Source organism: Rheinheimera gaetbuli (assembly GCF_054781935.1).
Genome location: NZ_BAAGTL010000025.1, coordinates 50,176 through 67,487 on the forward strand (window position 1 = coordinate 50,176; position 17,312 = coordinate 67,487).

General features: G+C 49.4%; 21 protein-coding genes. 7 read left to right on the top strand and 14 right to left on the bottom strand.

The window, feature by feature from the left end; translation table 11 throughout:
• The first annotated feature begins 40 nt into the window (after nucleotides 1-40).
• The 4 genes from atcA to ACYVIC_RS15350 are packed head-to-tail and all read left to right on the top strand — an operon-like array spanning nucleotide 41 to nucleotide 2,871.
• Nucleotides 41-622: a cold adaptation protein AtcA gene (atcA, locus tag ACYVIC_RS15335; protein ID WP_460861372.1), complete on the top strand. Its 582-nt coding sequence runs from the start codon at nucleotides 41-43 to the stop codon at nucleotides 620-622.
• Between the two features lie 5 nt (nucleotides 623-627).
• On the top strand, nucleotides 628-1,395 hold the full coding sequence (gene atcB / locus ACYVIC_RS15340) for a cold adaptation protein AtcB (protein ID WP_460861374.1): 768 nt from the start codon (nucleotides 628-630) through the stop codon (nucleotides 1,393-1,395).
• Nucleotides 1,396-1,419: 24 nt separating this feature from the next.
• The gene (gene atcC / locus ACYVIC_RS15345) at nucleotides 1,420-2,313 is read left to right on the top strand and encodes a cold adaptation protein AtcC (protein ID WP_460861376.1); all 894 of its coding nucleotides are present in this window, start codon (nucleotides 1,420-1,422) and stop codon (nucleotides 2,311-2,313) included.
• Nucleotides 2,314-2,337: 24 nt separating this feature from the next.
• Nucleotides 2,338-2,871 carry a phosphatase PAP2 family protein gene (locus ACYVIC_RS15350; RefSeq protein WP_460861377.1) on the top strand — a complete coding sequence of 178 codons (534 nt, stop codon included), beginning with the start codon at nucleotides 2,338-2,340 and terminating at the stop codon, nucleotides 2,869-2,871.
• Nucleotides 2,872-2,916: 45 nt separating this feature from the next.
• Here ACYVIC_RS15350 and ACYVIC_RS15355 read toward each other — a convergent pair whose 3' ends face one another.
• The 11 genes from ACYVIC_RS15355 to ACYVIC_RS15405 all read right to left on the bottom strand — a co-directional run bounded on the left by ACYVIC_RS15355 (nucleotide 2,917) and on the right by ACYVIC_RS15405 (nucleotide 10,736).
• Nucleotides 2,917-3,168 (bottom strand): DUF2442 domain-containing protein, encoded by a 252-nt coding sequence (locus ACYVIC_RS15355; protein ID WP_460861379.1) that lies wholly within the window; start codon nucleotides 3,166-3,168, stop codon nucleotides 2,917-2,919.
• 2 nt (nucleotides 3,169-3,170) lie between these two features.
• On the bottom strand, nucleotides 3,171-3,428 hold the full coding sequence (locus tag ACYVIC_RS15360; protein WP_460861381.1) for a DUF4160 domain-containing protein: 258 nt from the start codon (nucleotides 3,426-3,428) through the stop codon (nucleotides 3,171-3,173).
• Between the two features lie 80 nt (nucleotides 3,429-3,508).
• Nucleotides 3,509-3,757: a GNAT family N-acetyltransferase gene (locus tag ACYVIC_RS15365; protein WP_460861382.1), complete on the bottom strand. Its 249-nt coding sequence runs from the start codon at nucleotides 3,755-3,757 to the stop codon at nucleotides 3,509-3,511.
• Nucleotides 3,691-4,026 (bottom strand): GNAT family N-acetyltransferase, encoded by a 336-nt coding sequence (locus tag ACYVIC_RS15370; RefSeq protein ID WP_460861384.1) that lies wholly within the window; start codon nucleotides 4,024-4,026, stop codon nucleotides 3,691-3,693. Before ACYVIC_RS15370 ends, ACYVIC_RS15365 begins: the two co-directional genes overlap by 67 nt.
• 66 nt (nucleotides 4,027-4,092) lie before the next feature.
• Nucleotides 4,093-4,320 (bottom strand): hypothetical protein, encoded by a 228-nt coding sequence (locus tag ACYVIC_RS15375; protein WP_460861386.1) that lies wholly within the window; start codon nucleotides 4,318-4,320, stop codon nucleotides 4,093-4,095.
• A gap of 78 nt (nucleotides 4,321-4,398) precedes the next feature.
• Nucleotides 4,399-5,667, bottom strand: coding sequence for a DEAD/DEAH box helicase (locus tag ACYVIC_RS15380; protein WP_460861388.1), 1,269 nt, complete (start codon nucleotides 5,665-5,667; stop codon nucleotides 4,399-4,401).
• 77 nt (nucleotides 5,668-5,744) lie between these two features.
• Nucleotides 5,745-6,071, bottom strand: coding sequence for a DUF6172 family protein (locus tag ACYVIC_RS15385; protein WP_460861389.1), 327 nt, complete (start codon nucleotides 6,069-6,071; stop codon nucleotides 5,745-5,747).
• 179 nt (nucleotides 6,072-6,250) lie between these two features.
• On the bottom strand, nucleotides 6,251-7,108 hold the full coding sequence (locus ACYVIC_RS15390; RefSeq protein ID WP_460861390.1) for a bile acid:sodium symporter family protein: 858 nt from the start codon (nucleotides 7,106-7,108) through the stop codon (nucleotides 6,251-6,253).
• A gap of 103 nt (nucleotides 7,109-7,211) precedes the next feature.
• The gene (locus ACYVIC_RS15395) at nucleotides 7,212-8,441 is read right to left on the bottom strand and encodes an EAL and HDOD domain-containing protein (RefSeq protein WP_460861392.1); all 1,230 of its coding nucleotides are present in this window, start codon (nucleotides 8,439-8,441) and stop codon (nucleotides 7,212-7,214) included.
• A gap of 94 nt (nucleotides 8,442-8,535) precedes the next feature.
• Nucleotides 8,536-9,705, bottom strand: a complete 1,170-nt coding sequence (locus tag ACYVIC_RS15400; RefSeq protein WP_460861394.1) for a vWA domain-containing protein — start codon at nucleotides 9,703-9,705, stop codon at nucleotides 8,536-8,538.
• Nucleotides 9,706-9,890: 185 nt separating this feature from the next.
• Nucleotides 9,891-10,736 (bottom strand): AAA family ATPase, encoded by an 846-nt coding sequence (locus ACYVIC_RS15405; RefSeq protein ID WP_460861396.1) that lies wholly within the window; start codon nucleotides 10,734-10,736, stop codon nucleotides 9,891-9,893.
• A gap of 134 nt (nucleotides 10,737-10,870) precedes the next feature.
• On the opposite strand from ACYVIC_RS15405, the gene cysK reads away from it, so the two are divergent.
• On the top strand, nucleotides 10,871-11,845 hold the full coding sequence (gene cysK / locus ACYVIC_RS15410; protein ID WP_460861398.1) for a cysteine synthase A: 975 nt from the start codon (nucleotides 10,871-10,873) through the stop codon (nucleotides 11,843-11,845).
• A 108-nt stretch (nucleotides 11,846-11,953) separates the two neighbouring features.
• Nucleotides 11,954-12,397, top strand: coding sequence for a hypothetical protein (locus ACYVIC_RS15415; protein ID WP_460861400.1), 444 nt, complete (start codon nucleotides 11,954-11,956; stop codon nucleotides 12,395-12,397).
• A 27-nt stretch (nucleotides 12,398-12,424) separates the two neighbouring features.
• Here ACYVIC_RS15415 and ACYVIC_RS15420 read toward each other — a convergent pair whose 3' ends face one another.
• Both ACYVIC_RS15420 and ggt read right to left on the bottom strand, forming a co-directional pair.
• Nucleotides 12,425-13,165, bottom strand: coding sequence for an enoyl-CoA hydratase-related protein (locus tag ACYVIC_RS15420; RefSeq protein WP_460861402.1), 741 nt, complete (start codon nucleotides 13,163-13,165; stop codon nucleotides 12,425-12,427).
• Between the two features lie 17 nt (nucleotides 13,166-13,182).
• A complete protein-coding gene (ggt, locus tag ACYVIC_RS15425) occupies nucleotides 13,183-14,937 on the bottom strand; it encodes a gamma-glutamyltransferase (RefSeq protein ID WP_460861403.1) in 1,755 nt (584 codons plus the stop codon).
• A gap of 166 nt (nucleotides 14,938-15,103) precedes the next feature.
• Here ggt and rrtA point away from each other — a divergent pair, with 166 nt between their 5' ends.
• Complete coding sequence (gene rrtA, locus ACYVIC_RS15430; RefSeq protein WP_460861405.1) at nucleotides 15,104-15,685, top strand: rhombosortase; 582 nt, start codon at nucleotides 15,104-15,106, stop codon at nucleotides 15,683-15,685.
• Here the strand turns inward: rrtA and ACYVIC_RS15435 are convergent.
• Nucleotides 15,671-17,251, bottom strand: a complete 1,581-nt coding sequence (locus tag ACYVIC_RS15435) for an L-lactate permease (protein ID WP_460861407.1) — start codon at nucleotides 17,249-17,251, stop codon at nucleotides 15,671-15,673. The two genes, rrtA and ACYVIC_RS15435, sit on opposite strands and share 15 nt — an antisense overlap.
• Nucleotides 17,252-17,312 lie beyond the last annotated feature (61 nt).

A 17,312-nucleotide genomic window follows, 5' to 3' on the forward strand; every position in this document is an offset into this window, starting at 1 on the left:
TAACACACTATTCGCACAAGCTATTGCTTAAGAGCAGGTTATGGCACAAAAATTAAATTTGGCGCGCATCCGCGCACTGCAAACTGACGCGCTGGAAAATATCGAATCCTATATGGATCCTGATACGCCCAAAGCACTGGAAAACTTCACCGCGAAAATGAAAGCGATTTTGCTGGCTAGCCCCGATATGCTTGACTCGGTGCCGGAATATTTACCGATGGCACTGTACGGCCGGGTAAAGTTTCCTGCGCCAGCCAAACAGCAATGGCAGCAATGGTTGGACAAAGCTGTAGCGCCAAGCTGGGACCAGTTTAAAACTTCAGTAGCGTTTAATAATGCCGACCTGGAGCTGGTTAAAGCCATTAGGGCCTATTCAGAGCCGCAATTAATTGAAGCTTGCGCCGTGCTGTTTTTACTGGATGGCGGTGACAAAATTACCGCCAAACGGCGTAATGGTAGTGAGACCTACAACGAAGATGGCGACGCAGCTGCAGAGCATGATGAAGATGATGCCAACAGTTATCACAGTGATTACGACAGCGATAACCTTGATGCTGACGATGACAGCGACGAAGATGGCTACGACGATCAATACGATGAAATCCGCTTTAAAGGAGAATAAGTTTAATGACTACCAGTTTAATTGAAATTGCGGTGGCCGAAATTAAACAACTGGCCGTGGTTGAACCCAAGCAAGCCAGTAAAAAGTTTGAGCTTATCGCCAATACCATGAGCGACGAGCAACTGGTTGAAGTCATTGAGCAAATCGACATCGTTACGCTGACCCAAATTAACAGCGAGCACGACATCTCCTTTCCATCCATTATGTCTGAACTGATGAGCCCGGAACGCATTCGCGATATCGTTTGCCAGCAGCCATTGTATTGGGAAGAGAAAATTAAAAACAATGCTGAAGAACTAAAGCAGCATACCTTTGATTTTTTAACCTATTTAATCCGCACCCAGGATAGCGAAGACAAACAGGCCGAAGTATTAGAATGTATTGCTGATGATCCGGCCGGGTTATTTTATTTGTCTATTCCGTTTATCGAACTGTATCGCGGTGAAATTCTCGAGTATGAAAACTACTGGGAAGACAAACTGTACGAAGACGAAGAACATTTAGAGGAAGCCGAAGCTTACACCGAACGCAGTCAGAACGAAGAAGCGCATAACTTAGGCTTTGACGATCCACGCAGCTTACTGGCCCTGATCCGCCAGTTAACACCAACAGTAGAATCTGCCATTAAAGCCCTGATCCGCAATGAAAACTCGGCTTGGGAAGGCATTATAAGTAAGTTTGCCTCAGAGCTGGTACTGCAGGCGAAAGAGAAGAACAGCCAGAGTGCCGATGAATACCAGGAAGTCGACGAGATGTTTAGTTTTCTTGATTGAGCCGCGAAGTAAAAGGATAACACCATGCAGTTAATGCTACGCGACGGCAGCACAGGCCCGTTTTTAACCCAGGTAATTACTAAAGCCTTGGCCGAAGCAACACTGGATGACAGCGGGTTAAAGCAAATTAAAGCTAAAGCCGTGTTGATGAGTCTGAAATTTGCCGACAAGTTTTATAATAAATACAAAATGCACTTGCTGGAACAAGCGGCTTACGACGTAATTGGTATTGTCAGCTTGGGTTTGCAGGAGCTGGCGCGAGACGATCAACAACAAGCGTTAACAGTGCTTTTGGCACCAGAGGGCCTGGTTAAGCCATTTCAAAAAGGCTGGACCATGCTGGCAGCAGTTAGCAAAAAAACGGGTAAGCCATCACTGTACGGTGATGTCGCCGAGCAACTACTACAAAGCATTTCAACCCCACCCGACGCAGAAGACTGGGATGGCTACCAGCAATATCAGCTGGCATTGACTGAACATCGCCGCAGCCAATCAATGCAGTTGTTACAACAGCAGTTTTACGCCCGTAGCCACTTTGATGAGTTTGAGCATTTCAGCTTAGAAGAAGTGCTGGCTGAAGTGGTGTTTTATCGTGCGCTTACCGGCGGCGATAAAGTACGGCAAGATTTAAAACAGCGCCTGCGCAACATAACATTGCAACCGCACTGGTTTAGTGACACCTTTTTTGCTTTGCAAATTGAAGCCACTCTTACCCTGTTACCGCCAGCCAATGCCGATGCTATTCGAGCTGACTTAGGCCAGCACTTTGTACCATCACTGCTGCGTACCCTTAACTTTGTCAAAGACTATCAAGGGTTGCAATTGAAAGATGCCTCGCCGGAAAAACTCGATGCTTTTGAGGGTAAACAAGGCTTAACCAACCCGTTACTGGGCTGGCCACAGTATTTAGAATTATAAACAGCAACGACTAACGGATATTGAATGACTAAGGGTATTCATCTGGCTACGGCCATGCTGCTATGGTTGTTACCGCTGCACCATGCGGCAGCCAACACAGAAGACACCGCTGCTGACGTGCTGCGCGTTGCCCTGCCCGCTGCAGCCTGGGGCATGACACAGTATCTGGATGACGCTGAGGGCAGCACGCAGTTTTACTACAGCTTTGCCGCCACTGTAGCTACAACTCTGGCGCTGAAGACCGCTATTCACAAAACCCGCCCCGACGGCTCAGACAACGACGCCTTCCCCTCCGGCCATACTTCCATGGCGTTTCAGGGAGCAGCGTTTTTACAGCGGCGTTACGGTTGGCAATACGGTGCACCGGCTTATGCACTGGCAAGCTATGTCGGTTACAGCCGGGTAAAGAATGATCATCACGACACTCGCGACGTACTGGCCGGCGCATTAATCGGCATCGCCGCCAGCTATTATTTCGCCGAACCGTTTTATGGTGTGCAGGTAACACCAACCGCAGGTTTAAATGGTGTGGGATTGCAGTTAACTGCGAACTGGTAACGACGGAAGACTATCGGAGAGTTTCAGCGGGGTTAGCCGGCGTTTTTACGCCGGCTGCATTTGTTTCAGGTGTAATTGTTTGACAAACTCAGGTGCCAAATCGGCGCCATTAGGCCAGACAACGGTTTCCAACTCAGGATCAACAGCAATTTTTCGGAATATCGCGATGTCTTTCAGCGGTTCAAACACCGGCCCCTTTAACACACCATCCAAATTCACCTCACCTGAAGTCCCGTCATCAAACGCTACCCAGATAATGTAACCAGTTACGTATTTCGCAGCTTTAATGTGCAACATAATTACTCCAATGGTGCTATGTAATTAAGCGGTTCACCAGCTCTGGCGCGGAGCCAGTTTTGTTCCAATTCATCCTGATGCAGTGTAATCCACTCCTTTACAAACACAGCAGCCCTTTTGGGTAACTCACCGTCTAGTATGGTTCCATCAAATGAAAACAGTGCTTCATAACCAGAGTATTTTGCATGGAAATGCGGCGGATTATGATCGTTAAAATACATGGCAATCAAAATCCCGTAAAACCTGCTTATCACCGGCATTAGCGCATCCTTAAAAATATAGTTTCATCTTAGTGAAACTGCGCATAGTGTCAAATCAGATGTACTAAGACAACTACATTTCATGGTGTGCCCAGCACGTAAATATAGTCCGCAAAGTACTTGCCGCCGATGCAGTGCTCATTGGCGGCAATATGCTGTAAGGCAAAGCCGCATTTGCGTAATACCTTTTCCGATGCGACATTGCCTTCAGTTACCACCGCACGGTAACGCTTAATGTTATGCACGGCGCCGGCCCAATCTATCAAACCTTGCAGCGCTTCGGCTGCATAGCCTCTACCATAGAATTCAGGTAAAAACAGATAACCCACTTCGGCAACGCCGTTTTGTAATAAAAAAATCCGCTTACGCCAAGCTCAGCTCCGCTGGCTTTATCGGTGACAACCAGACCAAGCCAGTGGTCATTATCGGGCGTCCAGGACTGCAGGCGCGATGCAAACTTCTGCCGGATCTCACGCTCGCCCGGCACATCAAAGCACAACGCCACTATTTGCGCATCGCTGTGCAAGCGCAAAAATAACGGCCATTGCTGTTGTTGCAGGGGTTTGATAAGCAGACGACTGGTTTCGATCTCTATCAAAGATGTACCCACAGGTGTTTATGCTTAAATCTGCCAGACGAACTGATAGCTCTATTTCGTGTTAACTTAACGATCCAATTTACTTAGCAGATTGGCTTTCACTGCCGGCCATTCGCTGGCAATAATAGCTTGTGTAACATAGCCAGCCATCTGATCTGCCGCCGGCACATGCGCAAACCATAGTTTGTCAGGCTCGCCGTCGGCAACCGCCCGTTGCAGCGGCTCAATATGATGCTCAGCTAGCGGCTCCAGTGTTACAAAACGACCTGCTAATTCTTCCGTCTTAATCCACATATCGAAAACATCCAAACTGTTGCCCGCTTTTAACATCCTTTATCGTCATGGTTAACGCAGGGTTCCTGATAGGCCGCCCTATTTCGTACGGCGTGATTTAGCCTTCGGCTTGGCACTGGCGTTACCCTGCAGCTCTATTACGGTTTCGCTGGCTTTGTTAGAACGGCCTGACAATACCTTGCGCGAAATACTCTTTAACAGCGAGCCGCGATTACTGACTTCAAAGCCCGGTTTAACAATACGTTTGATATCGCTACCAATCAGCTTTTGAATACGCTCTAAGGTTTGTTCATCTTCACGGCTGACAAAGGAAATAGCATTGCCGCTAGCACCGGCGCGGCCGGTACGACCGATGCGGTGCACGTAATCTTCTGGTAAATACGGTAGATTAAAGTTAACAACATAATCCAACCCCTGAATATCTAAACCGCGGGCGGCCACTTCGGTAGCAATAAGCACCTGTAATTTAGCCGACTTAAACTCGGCGATAGCACGGCGGCGTGCGCCCTGGCTTTTGTCGGCGTGACATACTGCTGCGTCAATTTTGCGCTTTTGTAAGCCAGCTAACAGTTGGTCTGCCTGCTCTTTGGTACTGGTAAATACCAACACCTGAAACCAGTTATGCTCTGCCAACAGTTGTTCAAATAAATCAATTTTTCGGCTTTCTTCTACCTCGTATACCACATGATTTACCGTATCTGCGGTACTATTAGTTTTCGCCACCCGGATCTGCTGATGATTACGCAGAATTTTATGCGACAGCTCGTTCACCGCCGGTGACGTTGTGGCAGAAAACAGCAGGGTTTGCCGTGTGGTCGCGGTCATTTGCAGTAACTTCAGCACATCGGTAATAAAGCCCATATCCAGCATCCGGTCGGCTTCATCCAGCACCACAAATTCCACATCGCTCAGTATCACATTGCCCAATGCCATATGCTCTAACAAGCGGCCAGGTGTGCTAATAACCATATCTACGCCGGCAATCAGTTTGTTAGCCTGGCCGCCCATTTTTACGCCACCGTACAGCGCCGTAACACTCAGCGGTAAAAATTGTGCATAAGCACTTATCGCCTGCGCTAATTGCTCGGCAAGTTCGCGGGTTGGCGTCAGGATTAACGCCCGTGGCCGGCGCTCAACGCTGGCTTTAGGCTTGTCCAGCATGCGCTGTAACAGCGGAAGAGCAAACGCAGCGGTTTTACCGGTACCGGTTTGCGCCGTTACCTGTAAATCTTTGCCACGTCGCGCCGGCACTATGGCTTGCTGCTGTACCGGGGTCATTTCACTGTAGCCACATTCAACCAGCGCGCGCTGTAAGTCTGGTGCCAAATCTAAAGATGAAAATTGCATAAGAGTTCCTCTGTAGATTAGCTACAGTAAAAAATGAGTCAATAAAGGTTTTGTTGCCGTTGCATTGTAAACTGCGGTTATTCGCCGTCGTCTTCAGCGGTATCGGCAGCGGGCGCCGCAGGGCGCGGTTTATGCTTACAGGCACGGGCTAAAATTTCAATATAGAACGCCGGCAGCTCTTGCGCCACGGCAGTATCAATATGTTTGTTGATTTCAGAGGTGAAAATAGTTTCGGCAACGTCTTCAGAGGCACCAAAACGACAATCGAAAGTCCAGTAGTCCTGGCCGTCAGGTAGCGATTTACGACGCTCTCTGTTTAAGTATTTTTTAATATCATACTTAATAGCATCTACCCAACGGGCCGGTATTAACTTGGGGTGCGTTAACGCGATTGTCTTTTTCATTACATTTCCTACAGAGGTACCAAAGCTGAGCCAGCTTTTAAACGCGCATTCTACATGGAAGCACGCAAGATAACCGCCACTATCTGCGATTTTATATTAAAAGCGAGCTAACTAGCGACAATATACTCAGCTTTGTGCTTGCAGGAATGCATTACCTCAGGACAGCACAGGCTTTAACTTTAAGCAACACTGCGCCTGGCCCATAGCGCAAACAGCGAAGCGCTGGCGAACATCAGCAAACTGTAAACACTGGGTGCTATCGACATGGCCGAGTTTTGCAAAATTCCGGTTGTGATAAGTAGCGCCAGTGTACCGTTTTGCAGCCCTACCTCCAGGCAAATGGTACGGGCCTGGTTTTCGTGCTTCAGCAACCATTTGGCCAGGCCATAACCGAGCAACATGGTGCTAAGGTTAAGCACCAAGGCCGCCGGCCCGGCTTTTGCCATGTAACGCCATAGCTCATCGCCTAAATCGACGGCGATACTGACAATTAACAGCGCCAGTACAATAATCGAAAATTTGCTGATGTAAGGCTCTGTTATTTTTGTAAACGCTGGCCATTTTGCCCGCAGCAGCATGCCCACTAACACTGGGAATACGCTGACCACCATTAGTGTCAACCAGGTGCGAAATAGCGGCAGTTGCAGCTCCGAGTCAGCCTGAGCATAAAAACCTATGGCCCAGGCTGCCAGCAGGGGAATAGTAAAGGGCGTAATAAAGCCTACTACGGCAGTTAGTGACACCGACAAACCAACGTCGGCCTTACTCAGGTAGCTATAAAGGTTTGAGGTAGTACCGCCCGGGCACAGCGCTAAAATAAATAAGCCGATCGCCACTTCAGCTTGCAAGCCAAACAGGGCGATAATGGCAACAGCAGCCAGCGGCAGCAACAGCAGTTGCGCCAGCGCACCGAGGAGAAAACCCTTAGGGGCTATAAAAACCCGGCTAAAATCGGCTGGGCGCAAGCTCATGCCTACACCGGTCATAATAAGAATTAATGCCAGCGGTAAACCAATTTGAGTCAGGGTATCGAACATAACACTGCCTGTTGCGAACAAAACACTACGTTACCCTATTGTGCGGCATCAGTATACTGTAGCACCTGGTTACGTTCGGACAGGTTAGCCTTGCAACGGGCATTTAAAGCACTTGTGCCAAACGTTGCTGCACCTCAGCAAGTTCCTTGTTGTACAAACTGATATAGGGCAATTCAGTACTATCTGCCGCTAATTTAAGTGCAGATCCACGTTCTATCTTCAGCAACAGCGCTAATGCTTCAGCCATTGGGCCGCTGTTGTGATTCAGCGCTGTTTCAACCTGCTTTGGTACATTTAGATGGGCTAAAAACGCCTGCGGCGACACACCAAACAGCATATCGGCACCAGAAATCAGCCCGGCAAGAAAATACTGCTGACATTGGGCATTGTCGAACTGCCACTGCAAGGCAATACGTTGCGCACAGTAAGCCCGGGTTAACACTGTCACAGCCGCAGGCATATTATTGCCATTTAGTACGGCATAGGTTAGTACCAGTTTACGACTTAGCTCCAGCCCAAGCCGGGTAACAACGTCTTTAATTGAATTGACTTCTCGCACTTTACGATACAGCGGGCTGTTCGCCACTTTTAGCATGCCCATTACTATACTGGGTTCATCCTGCAACGCTTCAGCCAGTTTGTTTAAATCTGGATCTGCAGCAAACAAACAACTGATAATATCAGCCAGTTTCAATGCACTGGGCTCAATTTTCTTGCCTGCTATTTCCAGTTTATCCGGGAAAAAATAGCCCTGAAACAAGCCACAACCCAAGCTTTTACAAATGGCAAACTGAGCATCGGTTTCTACCCTATCAGCCAGCCACAGCAGCCCGGGCCGGCCGTATAGCGCTTTGTGCCGTTCTGCATCTGCCAGACTGGTATGTTTCATGTCGATACGGATGATATCAGCCAGTGCAATCAGTGCCTCACTGCCAGTATCGCTACCGTTATCATCGAATAAAAACCGAAAGCCTTGTTGTTTATAGTAACCAATAGCGGCCAGCAGTTTATTTGTCTGCCGGAATGCCCCCGACAAGGCAATAATCACTTTAGTTGCATCCAGTGGCAACGCCACCTGAGACAAAACAAGCTCGGGACTAAGGCGGATAAAAAGTGCCGTTTGATACAGGGTCAGATAATCGGTAAGCTGCTGACACAACACGGCCAACGCCGCGGCATTACTGTTAGTAATAGTGAGTACGGAAGCGCCCTCTTTATTGCGATATAACAGCTCTACCGCCACCCGCTTTTTATTGGCATCAAATACCGGCTGCACAGCAAACTGCTGCTGTAAATCAATAGCGTTATTGTTTTCCACGTTCAGACGTGTCACCTCTTGTCCTTACTACTAAACGACGAGCTTAGGCCCGCCAAGATAAAAGCCACTTGTTACGCTGTCCAGCCTCACAACAAAGCATGCAAGGGCATCATAACAACATTTTTATGGCGGCATTTAGGCCAGCCAATGTTAGAGGGTACATCCGTTTTTGCATGATTCGCTCAATGATGCCAATAGAATAATAGTGCTCCCACCACGGCTGTGGTTGGGGGTTTAGCCACACTGCTTTAGGATATTGCGCCAAAAGACGCTGCAACCATACTTTGCCCGGCTGTTCGTTATAATGCTCAACACTGCCGCCCGGGTACTCAATCTCGTAAGGCCCCATAGTGGCATCACCGACAAATATCAGCTTATAGTCGCTGCCGTAGGTATGAATAATATCGTCTGTTTTAATCTGCTCGGTGTAACGACGTTTGTTGTCGCGCCATACGCCTTCATACACGCAGTTGTGAAAATAGAAAAACTCCAGGTGTTTAAATTCGGTTTTTACCGCTGCGAATAGCTTTTGGCACTGCTCGATATGATCGTCCATTGAGCCGCCAACATCAAAAAAAACCAACAACTTAATAGCGTTGTGCCGCTCGCGTACAAAGCGTAAATCCAGCCATCCGGCCTGCTCTGAGGTGGCCTGAATAGTACCGTGTAAATCCAGCTCGGTCTCTGCGCCACTGCGGGCGAATTTGCGCAGCTGTTTCAGTGCCAGTTTAATACTGCGGTTGTTAAGCTCGCTATCGGTGTCCAGATCTTTAAACTCGCGTTTATCCCACACCTTTACCGCACGGCGGGCACCACTGCCCTGCTGGCCAATACGCACGCCTTCCGGGTTATAACCATAAGCGCCAAAAGGTGAAGTACCGCCGGTGCCTATCCATTTATTGCCACCGCTATGCTTTTTTTGCTGCTCAGTCAAACGTTCAAGCAGGGTTTGCAGCAGTTTATCCAGCCCGCCTAATGCCTGCAGTTTGGCTTTGTCTTCCTCGCTGAGTTTACGCAGTACCTCCGGCACCAGCCACTCAGGCGGGATACTGGCAGCGATGTCTACCTGCGCTACCCCCTCAAAGTAATCGGCAAAGGCGCGGTCGAATTTATCATATTGGGTTTCATCTTTTACCAAACACAGCCTGGACAGCTGATAAAAGGCTTCGGTGTCGGCGAAAATCACCTGCTGTTTCAGCGCATTAAGCAAGTCCAGCAGTTCGGTAATACTGGTTTTTAAGCCGTATTTGCGCAGCGTAAAAAAGAAATCAATTAGCATGTGCCGGCTCCGCAGTATTGTTGCCGCTGCGGCTCACAACACTTGCCCCGGCTCGTCACAGCAACTCGTTCGGGCTGCCGCCCTCGCTCAGACACTCTGTGCCGACCGAAACAAGGTTCTGATCCTTCGCTGGCATGATTGCCAAAGTCGACCCCGGCGAACAAAGCACATACTGACGACATATTTCAGCGCCCTTGCCTTTTCGCCAAAAAAGCCAGTTTTTCTACCAGGGCGACATCCTGCTCGTTTTTAAGCAAGGCACCAAACATCGGCATTAACCCGCCTTTCTGCTGCTTATCGGTTAATACCTCAGCGGGAATATCTTCAGCCAGCAATAACTTTAACCAGTCGAGCAGCTCTGACGTGGACGGCTTTTTCTTTAAGCCCGGCAGCTCGCGCAGCTCAAAAAACACCTCTAACGCCGTGCTTAACAGCTGCTGCTGAATATGCGGGTAATGCACCGCGACAATAGCGCGCAAGGTATCGGCATCCGGAAAACGGATATAGTGAAAAAAACAGCGGCGTAAAAAGGCATCCGGTAGCTCTTTTTCATTATTTGAGGTAATGATCACAATTGGCCGCTCAACCGCGCTTATCTGCTCGCCGGTTTCGTGCACGTAAAACGCCATCCGATCCAGTTCGTGCAGCAAATCGTTGGGGAATTCAATATCAGCTTTGTCTATTTCATCAATCAGTAGCACCGGGCGTTTAACCGCGGTGAACGCCTGCCACAACTTACCCGGCCGGATATAGTTATTAATGTTGTGCACCTTATCGCTGCCCAGCTGGCTGTCGCGCAGGCGGGACACTGCATCGTACTCGTACAAGCCATGCTGCGCCTTGGTGGTCGACTTTATGTGCCATTGAATAAGCTCAGTACCCAAGCTTGCCGCCAACTCTTCGGCCAGCCGTGTTTTACCAGTGCCCGGCTCGCCTTTTATCAGTAGCGGTTTTTCCAGCGTTACCGCAGCATTTACCGCTAATGCCAGTTCATCAGACACGATATAGTTATCGGTGCTTATAAAGGCCATAAGTCCCCTCTATGTTTAGTGTTTAAACCCAGCGCTCTTGTGGTGAAACGTAATATCTTATAGCCAAATGCTACTTTAATTTTTGCCACGCCAGCGTATTCTTATAACCAATTTATCATTTACGGAGTTTTTTTATGGCAAACGTCTATGCTGACAACTCATTGTCTATCGGTCGTACCCCGCTGGTCAAATTAAACCGCACCATTGAAGGCGGCGCTAACGTCTACGCCAAAATTGAAGCGCGTAACCCCAGCTTCAGCGTAAAGTGCCGATTGGGCGCTGCGCTGATATGGGATGCCGAGAAAAAAGGTACCTTAACGGCAGACAAAGAAATTGTCGAGCCTACCTCGGGCAATACCGGTATCGCTTTGGCGTTCGTTGCTGCCAGCCGTGGTTATAAACTCACGTTGACTATGCCAGCTACCATGAGCTTAGAGCGGCGCAAGCTGTTAAAAGCTTTAGGCGCCAATTTAGTGCTGACCGAAGGCCCTAAGGGTATGAAAGGCGCAATTGAAAAAGCTAAAGAAATTCAGGCGTCTTACCCTGATAAATACTTAATTTTGGGCCAGTTCGAAAACCCGGCTAACCCGCAAATTCACTTTGACACCACCGGGCCGGAAATTTTTAATGATTTAGACGGTAAAGTGGATATTTTTGTCGCTGGTGTCGGCACCGGCGGCACTATCACCGGTGTTAGCCGCTATCTGAAAAACGAGAAGAAGCTGGCACTGTTAAGCGTAGCGGTAGAACCGGCAGAGTCTCCAGTGATCACTCAGGCCAAAGCCGGTGAAGAAATAAAACCCGGCCCGCATAAAATTCAGGGCATTGGTGCCGGTTTTATTCCGGGCAACCTCGACTTAGCCCTGGTGGATGAAGTGGAACGTGTCACCAGCGAAGAAGCTATCGCCGGCGCTCACCGTTTAATGCGCGAAGAAGGTATTCTGGCCGGTATTTCATCTGGTGCAGCCCTGGTGGCAGCCCAGCGCTTAGCATTAAAGCCTGAAAATGCCGGCAAAAACATTGTGGTTATTCTGGCCAGTGCTGCAGAACGTTATTTAACCAGCCCACTGTTCGCAGAAGTTTTTACTGAACAAGAATTGCAAGCTTAATCAAATAGTTAAAAATTGTATTCAGGGCTGCTTTTGCAGCCCTTTACTTTACAGCTGAAAAAAAAAGCGCCACACTATTCGCACATGTCCTTTGTGAACGCCGCTGTTATGAAATTTATCTGCTTATTGTTACTGCCGCTGTTACTGCTGGGCTGCGCTGAAGACAAACCCGCAGTCAATGCGCAATGGGGTACGCCCGAATACAACGCCAGCCAGTTCTTTCATGCCTTGTACAATGAAAAAGATCTCGAAAAAGCCAAGCAGATGAGTACGGCAAAATATGCTGATTTAATGGAATCCTATGGCAGCGTGCGTCAGGTTGGCAGAACCCTGATGAACATGTCGTTTGATACTGTGGAAATTCGCATTAACCGCAGTGGTGGTAATTTGCGTGAACAATATGGTGACATGGCAGAAATCGCTATTTTACTTACCGGCGTCCACGACGGTAAACAAATTGACGAGCTTCGTAATGTACAGATGGTAAAGCAAAACGGCCGTTGGCTGGTACATATGGTTAAAGTAGATAAATTCAGCAGCAGTGCCCGCTGAATTTACGACTAATTTAACGTTAAACGTTTAGCGTTTAAAAAACGCGGCGATACGTTGCTGACAAGCATCACCACTTAGCAGCCGCTGAAATTGCACCAGCTCAGATGCTATCGTTTGCAGCGTTAGCTCGTTACTATGGCGTTTTAACAAGGCCCGGCTGCTTTGCACTGCATCAGCGGGTAATGCCGCAAGTTTTGTCGCCTTATCGCGTGCCAGTTCAAACAAAGTGCTGCTGTCCACCACCTGATTTACCATGCCCATTTGCAGTGCCTCCGCCGCGCCAAAGGCTTCGCCCAACAGCAAATATTGTGCAGCACGCTGATAACCAACAAGTTGCGGTAACAATATACTGGAGCCAGCCTCCGGGCATAAACCCAATTGGCTAAAGGGCAGCTGAAAGCGGGCATTGTCTGCAGCATACACCAGATCGCAATGAAGTAAGGCGGTAGTGCCAATGCCAATAGCCAACCCCGCTACCGCCGCTACCAGAGGTTTATTAAACTGCGCCAGTTGATACAAAAATTGCACAGTGGGATGCTCGCTGTTTAACTCGCCTGCGCCGAGAAAATCCTGTAAATCATTACCAGCACTAAAGCAATCAACACTGCCGTGCAGCATCACCACATTAATACAGTTATCTTCAGCCGCTTGTGCCAGCGCAGCAGTCAACTGACGGTACATCTGCTGATTTAAGGCGTTCTTTTTCTCTGGCCGGTTAAGGCCCAGCTCAAGTACTGCGCCCTGTTGTTGCACTAATAAATCTGCCATACAAAACCTCAGTTAAACTACTTGCCCGCAGCCAGACCTTCACGACGCGGATCAGCAGCGCCGGTTAACGCGTCGCTGGACAGCATAATGGCATGCAAACCGCTATTTAAATCCTGCAACTGCACCTTGTAACCCATGTCCTCCAGAATCGGGGCCTGTTGTGCCAGTGCAGTACCCTTTTCCAGTGCCAGATAGTCATTGCGATGGGTAATACGCGGTAAATTCAATGCTTGTTGTACATCCATTTTCCAATCTAAAATGGCAACTATACTTTGCGCCACATAGTTAATAATGCGGCTGCCACCTGGCGAACCGATAACCAGCAGCAACTTACCTTGTGCATCAAACACCATCATTGGTGCCATAGAAGAACGGGGCCGCTTGTTGGCCTCAACCCGGTTGGCAACCAAGTGGCCATTGTGTACAGGCGTTAAACTAAAGTCGGTCAGTTGATTGTTCAGTACAAAACCGCCCACCATCAGGCCCGAGCCAAATACGTTTTCAATACTACTGGTCATACTCACGGCATTGCCATCGGCATCAACAATAGAAAAATGGCTGGTATTAGGTAGCTCCGGTGACGCAGCGGGTATTAAGGCTGGAGCCCCCTGCGGTACACCGGCAACCACCGGCGCGCCGGCCTTGGTTAAATCAATTAAAGCTGCACGCGAAGCCAGGTAGTCCGGGGCTAACATTCCGCTAACCGGTACCTGTACAAAAGCCGGATCAGCCAAATAAAGCTGACGATCGGCAAACGCCAGTTTGGCAGCCTGGGCCAGCAAATGCGTAGCTTGCACACTGCCCGGGGCAACTTTATCCAGATCAAACTGCTGCAATATACCCAGTATTTGCAGTACCGCAATACCACCGGAGCTTGGTGGTGCCATACCGCACACCCGATAAACCCGATAAGTGATACACACTGCATCACGTTGCACCACCCGATACGAGGCCAGGTCATCCATTGTCATAGCGCCCGGGTTAACCGGTGCACTTTGCACCCGCTCGCTAATGGCTTTGGCAAGTTCGCCCTTATAAAAGGCATCTGGCCCTTTACTGGCGATGGCGGCTAAAGTTTCGGCATAAGCCGGGTTCTTTAGCTGTTGCCCCTCGACTACCGGCTTACCGGCAGGAAAAAAATACTGCTTAGATTCGTAGAATTGCGATATGCCTTTATTCCAGCCCATTGCCAGCTGACGCGCTGTACGGCTGGACACATTAAACCCCTGCTCGGCGGCTTTAATGGTATCGCTAAACAGCTCGGCCCAGGCCAACTTACCATGCTGCTGATGCGCGCTATGTAACATAGCCACAACACCGGGTACACCAACCGATTTGCCGCCAACATACGCATCACGCCAGTTCATGACGTCGCCGTTGTGACTAAACAACAGGCCATCAGCAGCTTCAGGAGCGGTTTCCCGGCCATCAAAGCCGCTTAACTGTTGCTGTTTTGCCTGCCAATGCAACATAAAGGCACCGCCACCGATGCCTGAGCTTTGCGGTTCAACCAAGCCCAGCATCAGTTGTACCGCAATAGCAGCATCAACCGCACTACCACCTTTAGCTAAAACGTTGAGCCCGGCCTGCGTCGCCATTGGATGCGCAGCCGATACCATATAGTTTTTTGCCGTTACCAACTGCTGCTGGTAAATACCGGTTGCGGCTTCAGGCTCACGGGTTTCTTGTTGCGCCCAAAGCGAAGTACTCGATAGCGTGACTAAGGCTGCGATAAAAAGCGTAAGCGGCAAGCGTAAAGCAAATGAGCGCATAACTACGGCGTTCCTGTTAAACCACAAACTGACACCCTACCCAGATAGCCAGCTAAGATCAATATCAACTGGCAGCAATACTGCACGTCGGCCAGCAAAATATGCTTGACGTTAGCGCACGGATGGTTTTGCATAGGGCCTTTGTTTTTTACAGGCTAAGCCGTTAATGTTACTGCGCCGCTTTCATCTGCCTTATTTATTCCTCGCACTACTACTGGTATTGCTATTCTTGTTGCCTGACACTGTGCAGCAGGCGCTGCAGTATCAACGTGATGCTATCAGAAATGGTCAGTTATGGCGTTTGCTCAGCGGCCATCTGCTACACAGCAACCATTGGCACTTAACAATGAATCTGGCAGGCTTGCTGTTGGCTATGTTACTGCATAGCCATTACTATCAGGCGGTAAAACTTTATAGCCAGTTGGCACTAAGTGTCGTGCTTATCAGCCTGGCCTTGTATTGTTTCTCTGCCAATATTGTGGTCTATGTCGGGCTATCCGGTTTGTTGCACAGCATGTTAACCCTGGGGGCACTGCGAGATATTCAACTGAAAATGACCACCGGCTGGTTATTGCTGGCAGGGTTAATTGTTAAGGTGGGCTGGGAGCAGTGGCAAGGCCCGGATCAGCAACTGGCCAAGCTGATTAATGCCAATGTTGCCACTGATGCACATTTATATGGTGTTATCACCGGTTTGGTTGTTGCCGCACTGGCACGGCTAATGCGGCTCAGCTCAGAAAAAAAATAACCAGGCAACCAGGCTGGCGGCCAAACAATAGTAAAGCATAGGTAGCAGCGTATAGCGGATTATCTCGCCTTCACGCCCATTGAGGCCGACCACGCTGGCCGCAGCCACCACATTTACCACACAGATCATGTTGCCGGCATTGGCGCCCAGCATTTGCAACGCCAACACCAGTTGCGAGCTTAAACCCGCATCTGCTGCCATCGCCTGTTGAAAACTGGCAAACATCAGGTTCGAAAAAGTAGCCGAGCCGGCAATAAAGGAGCCAAGCGCACCAACCAACGGTGCCATTAATAGCCACATATTACTTAATTGCATTGCCGCCAACTCTGCCAGTGCCATTGGCATAGCCTTCAGGCCAGTATCATTAACGCCAGATTGCAAAAAAACCCTCACCATTGGCACCGACGCACACAGTGCCACTACCGAGGGCCATAACATCTGGCTACTCTGACGCAACGCGACGCCCAGGTGCTGTAAGTTACCGCGCTGGATTAGCAGCGCCAAAAATGCCGTCAGCACAAATAAAGACCCGGGCAAATACAGCGGCATAACCGTTACCGAGATGGCCGAGCCAAAAATATCAGCCCAAACCATACTGACACTTTGCAGCAAGGCTTTAAACGGCAGGTCAGGGATCCGGCTTAGCACCAGCAATAATGCCACGATAAGATAAGGCGACCATGCACACAGTAAACCGAATGGCTGCGGGCGGCACTGCACTGCCGCTGTGCTATCTGGCTCAAAAGCCGCAGGCAATAAAATGCCCCGCTTGGCCAGGCTGCAAACAATAACCAGCCCGCTAAGCGCTCCCAGCACAGACGGGAACTCCGGCCCCAGTAACACCGCCACAATATAGGCCGGCACGGTAAACGCCAACCCACTTAGCAGGGCAAAAGGTGCGATGGCAAAGCCTGAGCGCCAACTGGGGTTGGCAGCAAAAAATTTGCAGTACATCAACACCATTATTAGCGGTAATAGGGAAGCCACAACAATATCAATGCTGATTGCCGTTATCGCAATCTGCGATAACTCCGCCACACTGATACCCGCTGCGCCCTGTGCCAGGCCAACCAACACCGGTGTGCCGACAGCGCCAAAAGACACCGCACTAGAATCAGCTATAAGCGCCAGCACTACAGCACTAAGCGGGCTAAAGCCCAACGCTACCAACAGCGGCGCCGCTATCGCCGCCGGGGTGCCGAAACCGGCCGCCCCCTCTAAAAAACTACCAAATAACCAGGCAATAATAATCAGTTGCACACGTTTATCGTTACTTACCTGGCTAAAACCCTGTTTAATAACCTCAATGGCACCGGTTTGCTGTAATACTTTTAGCAGCAAGATGGCGCCAAACACAATCCAGACAATTGTCAGCGCAATTACCACCCCTTCTGCCATTGCCGCGGCAAGCTGTTGCAACGGCATCTGCCACACCAGATAAGCCAGTAAAACAGTACACACCAAGCTAAGTGGCATGGCCTGCCGGGCAGGTAAGCGCAGCAGTACCAGCAAAACAAACACACTAAGCAGTGGCATTAACGCTGTAAAAAGTTGTAGCAGGCTCACATTGGCTCCACTGGTCAGCACTAATTAAACACGTTTAGTATGGCTTAGCGCCAAGCTATAG

Bases quoted from the DNA above. Each gene is read 5' to 3' on its own strand.
- atcA (WP_460861372.1), top strand. From the start codon at position 41: ATGGCACAAAAATTAAATTTGGCGCGCATCCGCGCACTGCAAACTGAC.
- atcB (WP_460861374.1), top strand. From the start codon at position 628: ATGACTACCAGTTTAATTGAAATTGCGGTGGCCGAAATTAAACAACTG.
- atcC (WP_460861376.1), top strand. From the start codon at position 1,420: ATGCAGTTAATGCTACGCGACGGCAGCACAGGCCCGTTTTTAACCCAG.
- ACYVIC_RS15350 (WP_460861377.1), top strand. From the start codon at position 2,338: ATGACTAAGGGTATTCATCTGGCTACGGCCATGCTGCTATGGTTGTTA.
- ACYVIC_RS15355 (WP_460861379.1), bottom strand. From the start codon at position 3,168: ATGTTGCACATTAAAGCTGCGAAATACGTAACTGGTTACATTATCTGG.
- ACYVIC_RS15360 (WP_460861381.1), bottom strand. From the start codon at position 3,428: ATGCCGGTGATAAGCAGGTTTTACGGGATTTTGATTGCCATGTATTTT.
- ACYVIC_RS15375 (WP_460861386.1), bottom strand. From the start codon at position 4,320: ATGTGGATTAAGACGGAAGAATTAGCAGGTCGTTTTGTAACACTGGAG.
- ACYVIC_RS15380 (WP_460861388.1), bottom strand. From the start codon at position 5,667: ATGCAATTTTCATCTTTAGATTTGGCACCAGACTTACAGCGCGCGCTG.
- ACYVIC_RS15385 (WP_460861389.1), bottom strand. From the start codon at position 6,071: ATGAAAAAGACAATCGCGTTAACGCACCCCAAGTTAATACCGGCCCGT.
- ACYVIC_RS15390 (WP_460861390.1), bottom strand. From the start codon at position 7,108: ATGTTCGATACCCTGACTCAAATTGGTTTACCGCTGGCATTAATTCTT.
- ACYVIC_RS15400 (WP_460861394.1), bottom strand. From the start codon at position 9,705: ATGCTAATTGATTTCTTTTTTACGCTGCGCAAATACGGCTTAAAAACC.
- ACYVIC_RS15405 (WP_460861396.1), bottom strand. From the start codon at position 10,736: ATGGCCTTTATAAGCACCGATAACTATATCGTGTCTGATGAACTGGCA.
- cysK (WP_460861398.1), top strand. From the start codon at position 10,871: ATGGCAAACGTCTATGCTGACAACTCATTGTCTATCGGTCGTACCCCG.
- ACYVIC_RS15415 (WP_460861400.1), top strand. From the start codon at position 11,954: ATGAAATTTATCTGCTTATTGTTACTGCCGCTGTTACTGCTGGGCTGC.
- ACYVIC_RS15420 (WP_460861402.1), bottom strand. From the start codon at position 13,165: ATGGCAGATTTATTAGTGCAACAACAGGGCGCAGTACTTGAGCTGGGC.
- ggt (WP_460861403.1), bottom strand. From the start codon at position 14,937: ATGCGCTCATTTGCTTTACGCTTGCCGCTTACGCTTTTTATCGCAGCC.
- rrtA (WP_460861405.1), top strand. From the start codon at position 15,104: ATGTTACTGCGCCGCTTTCATCTGCCTTATTTATTCCTCGCACTACTA.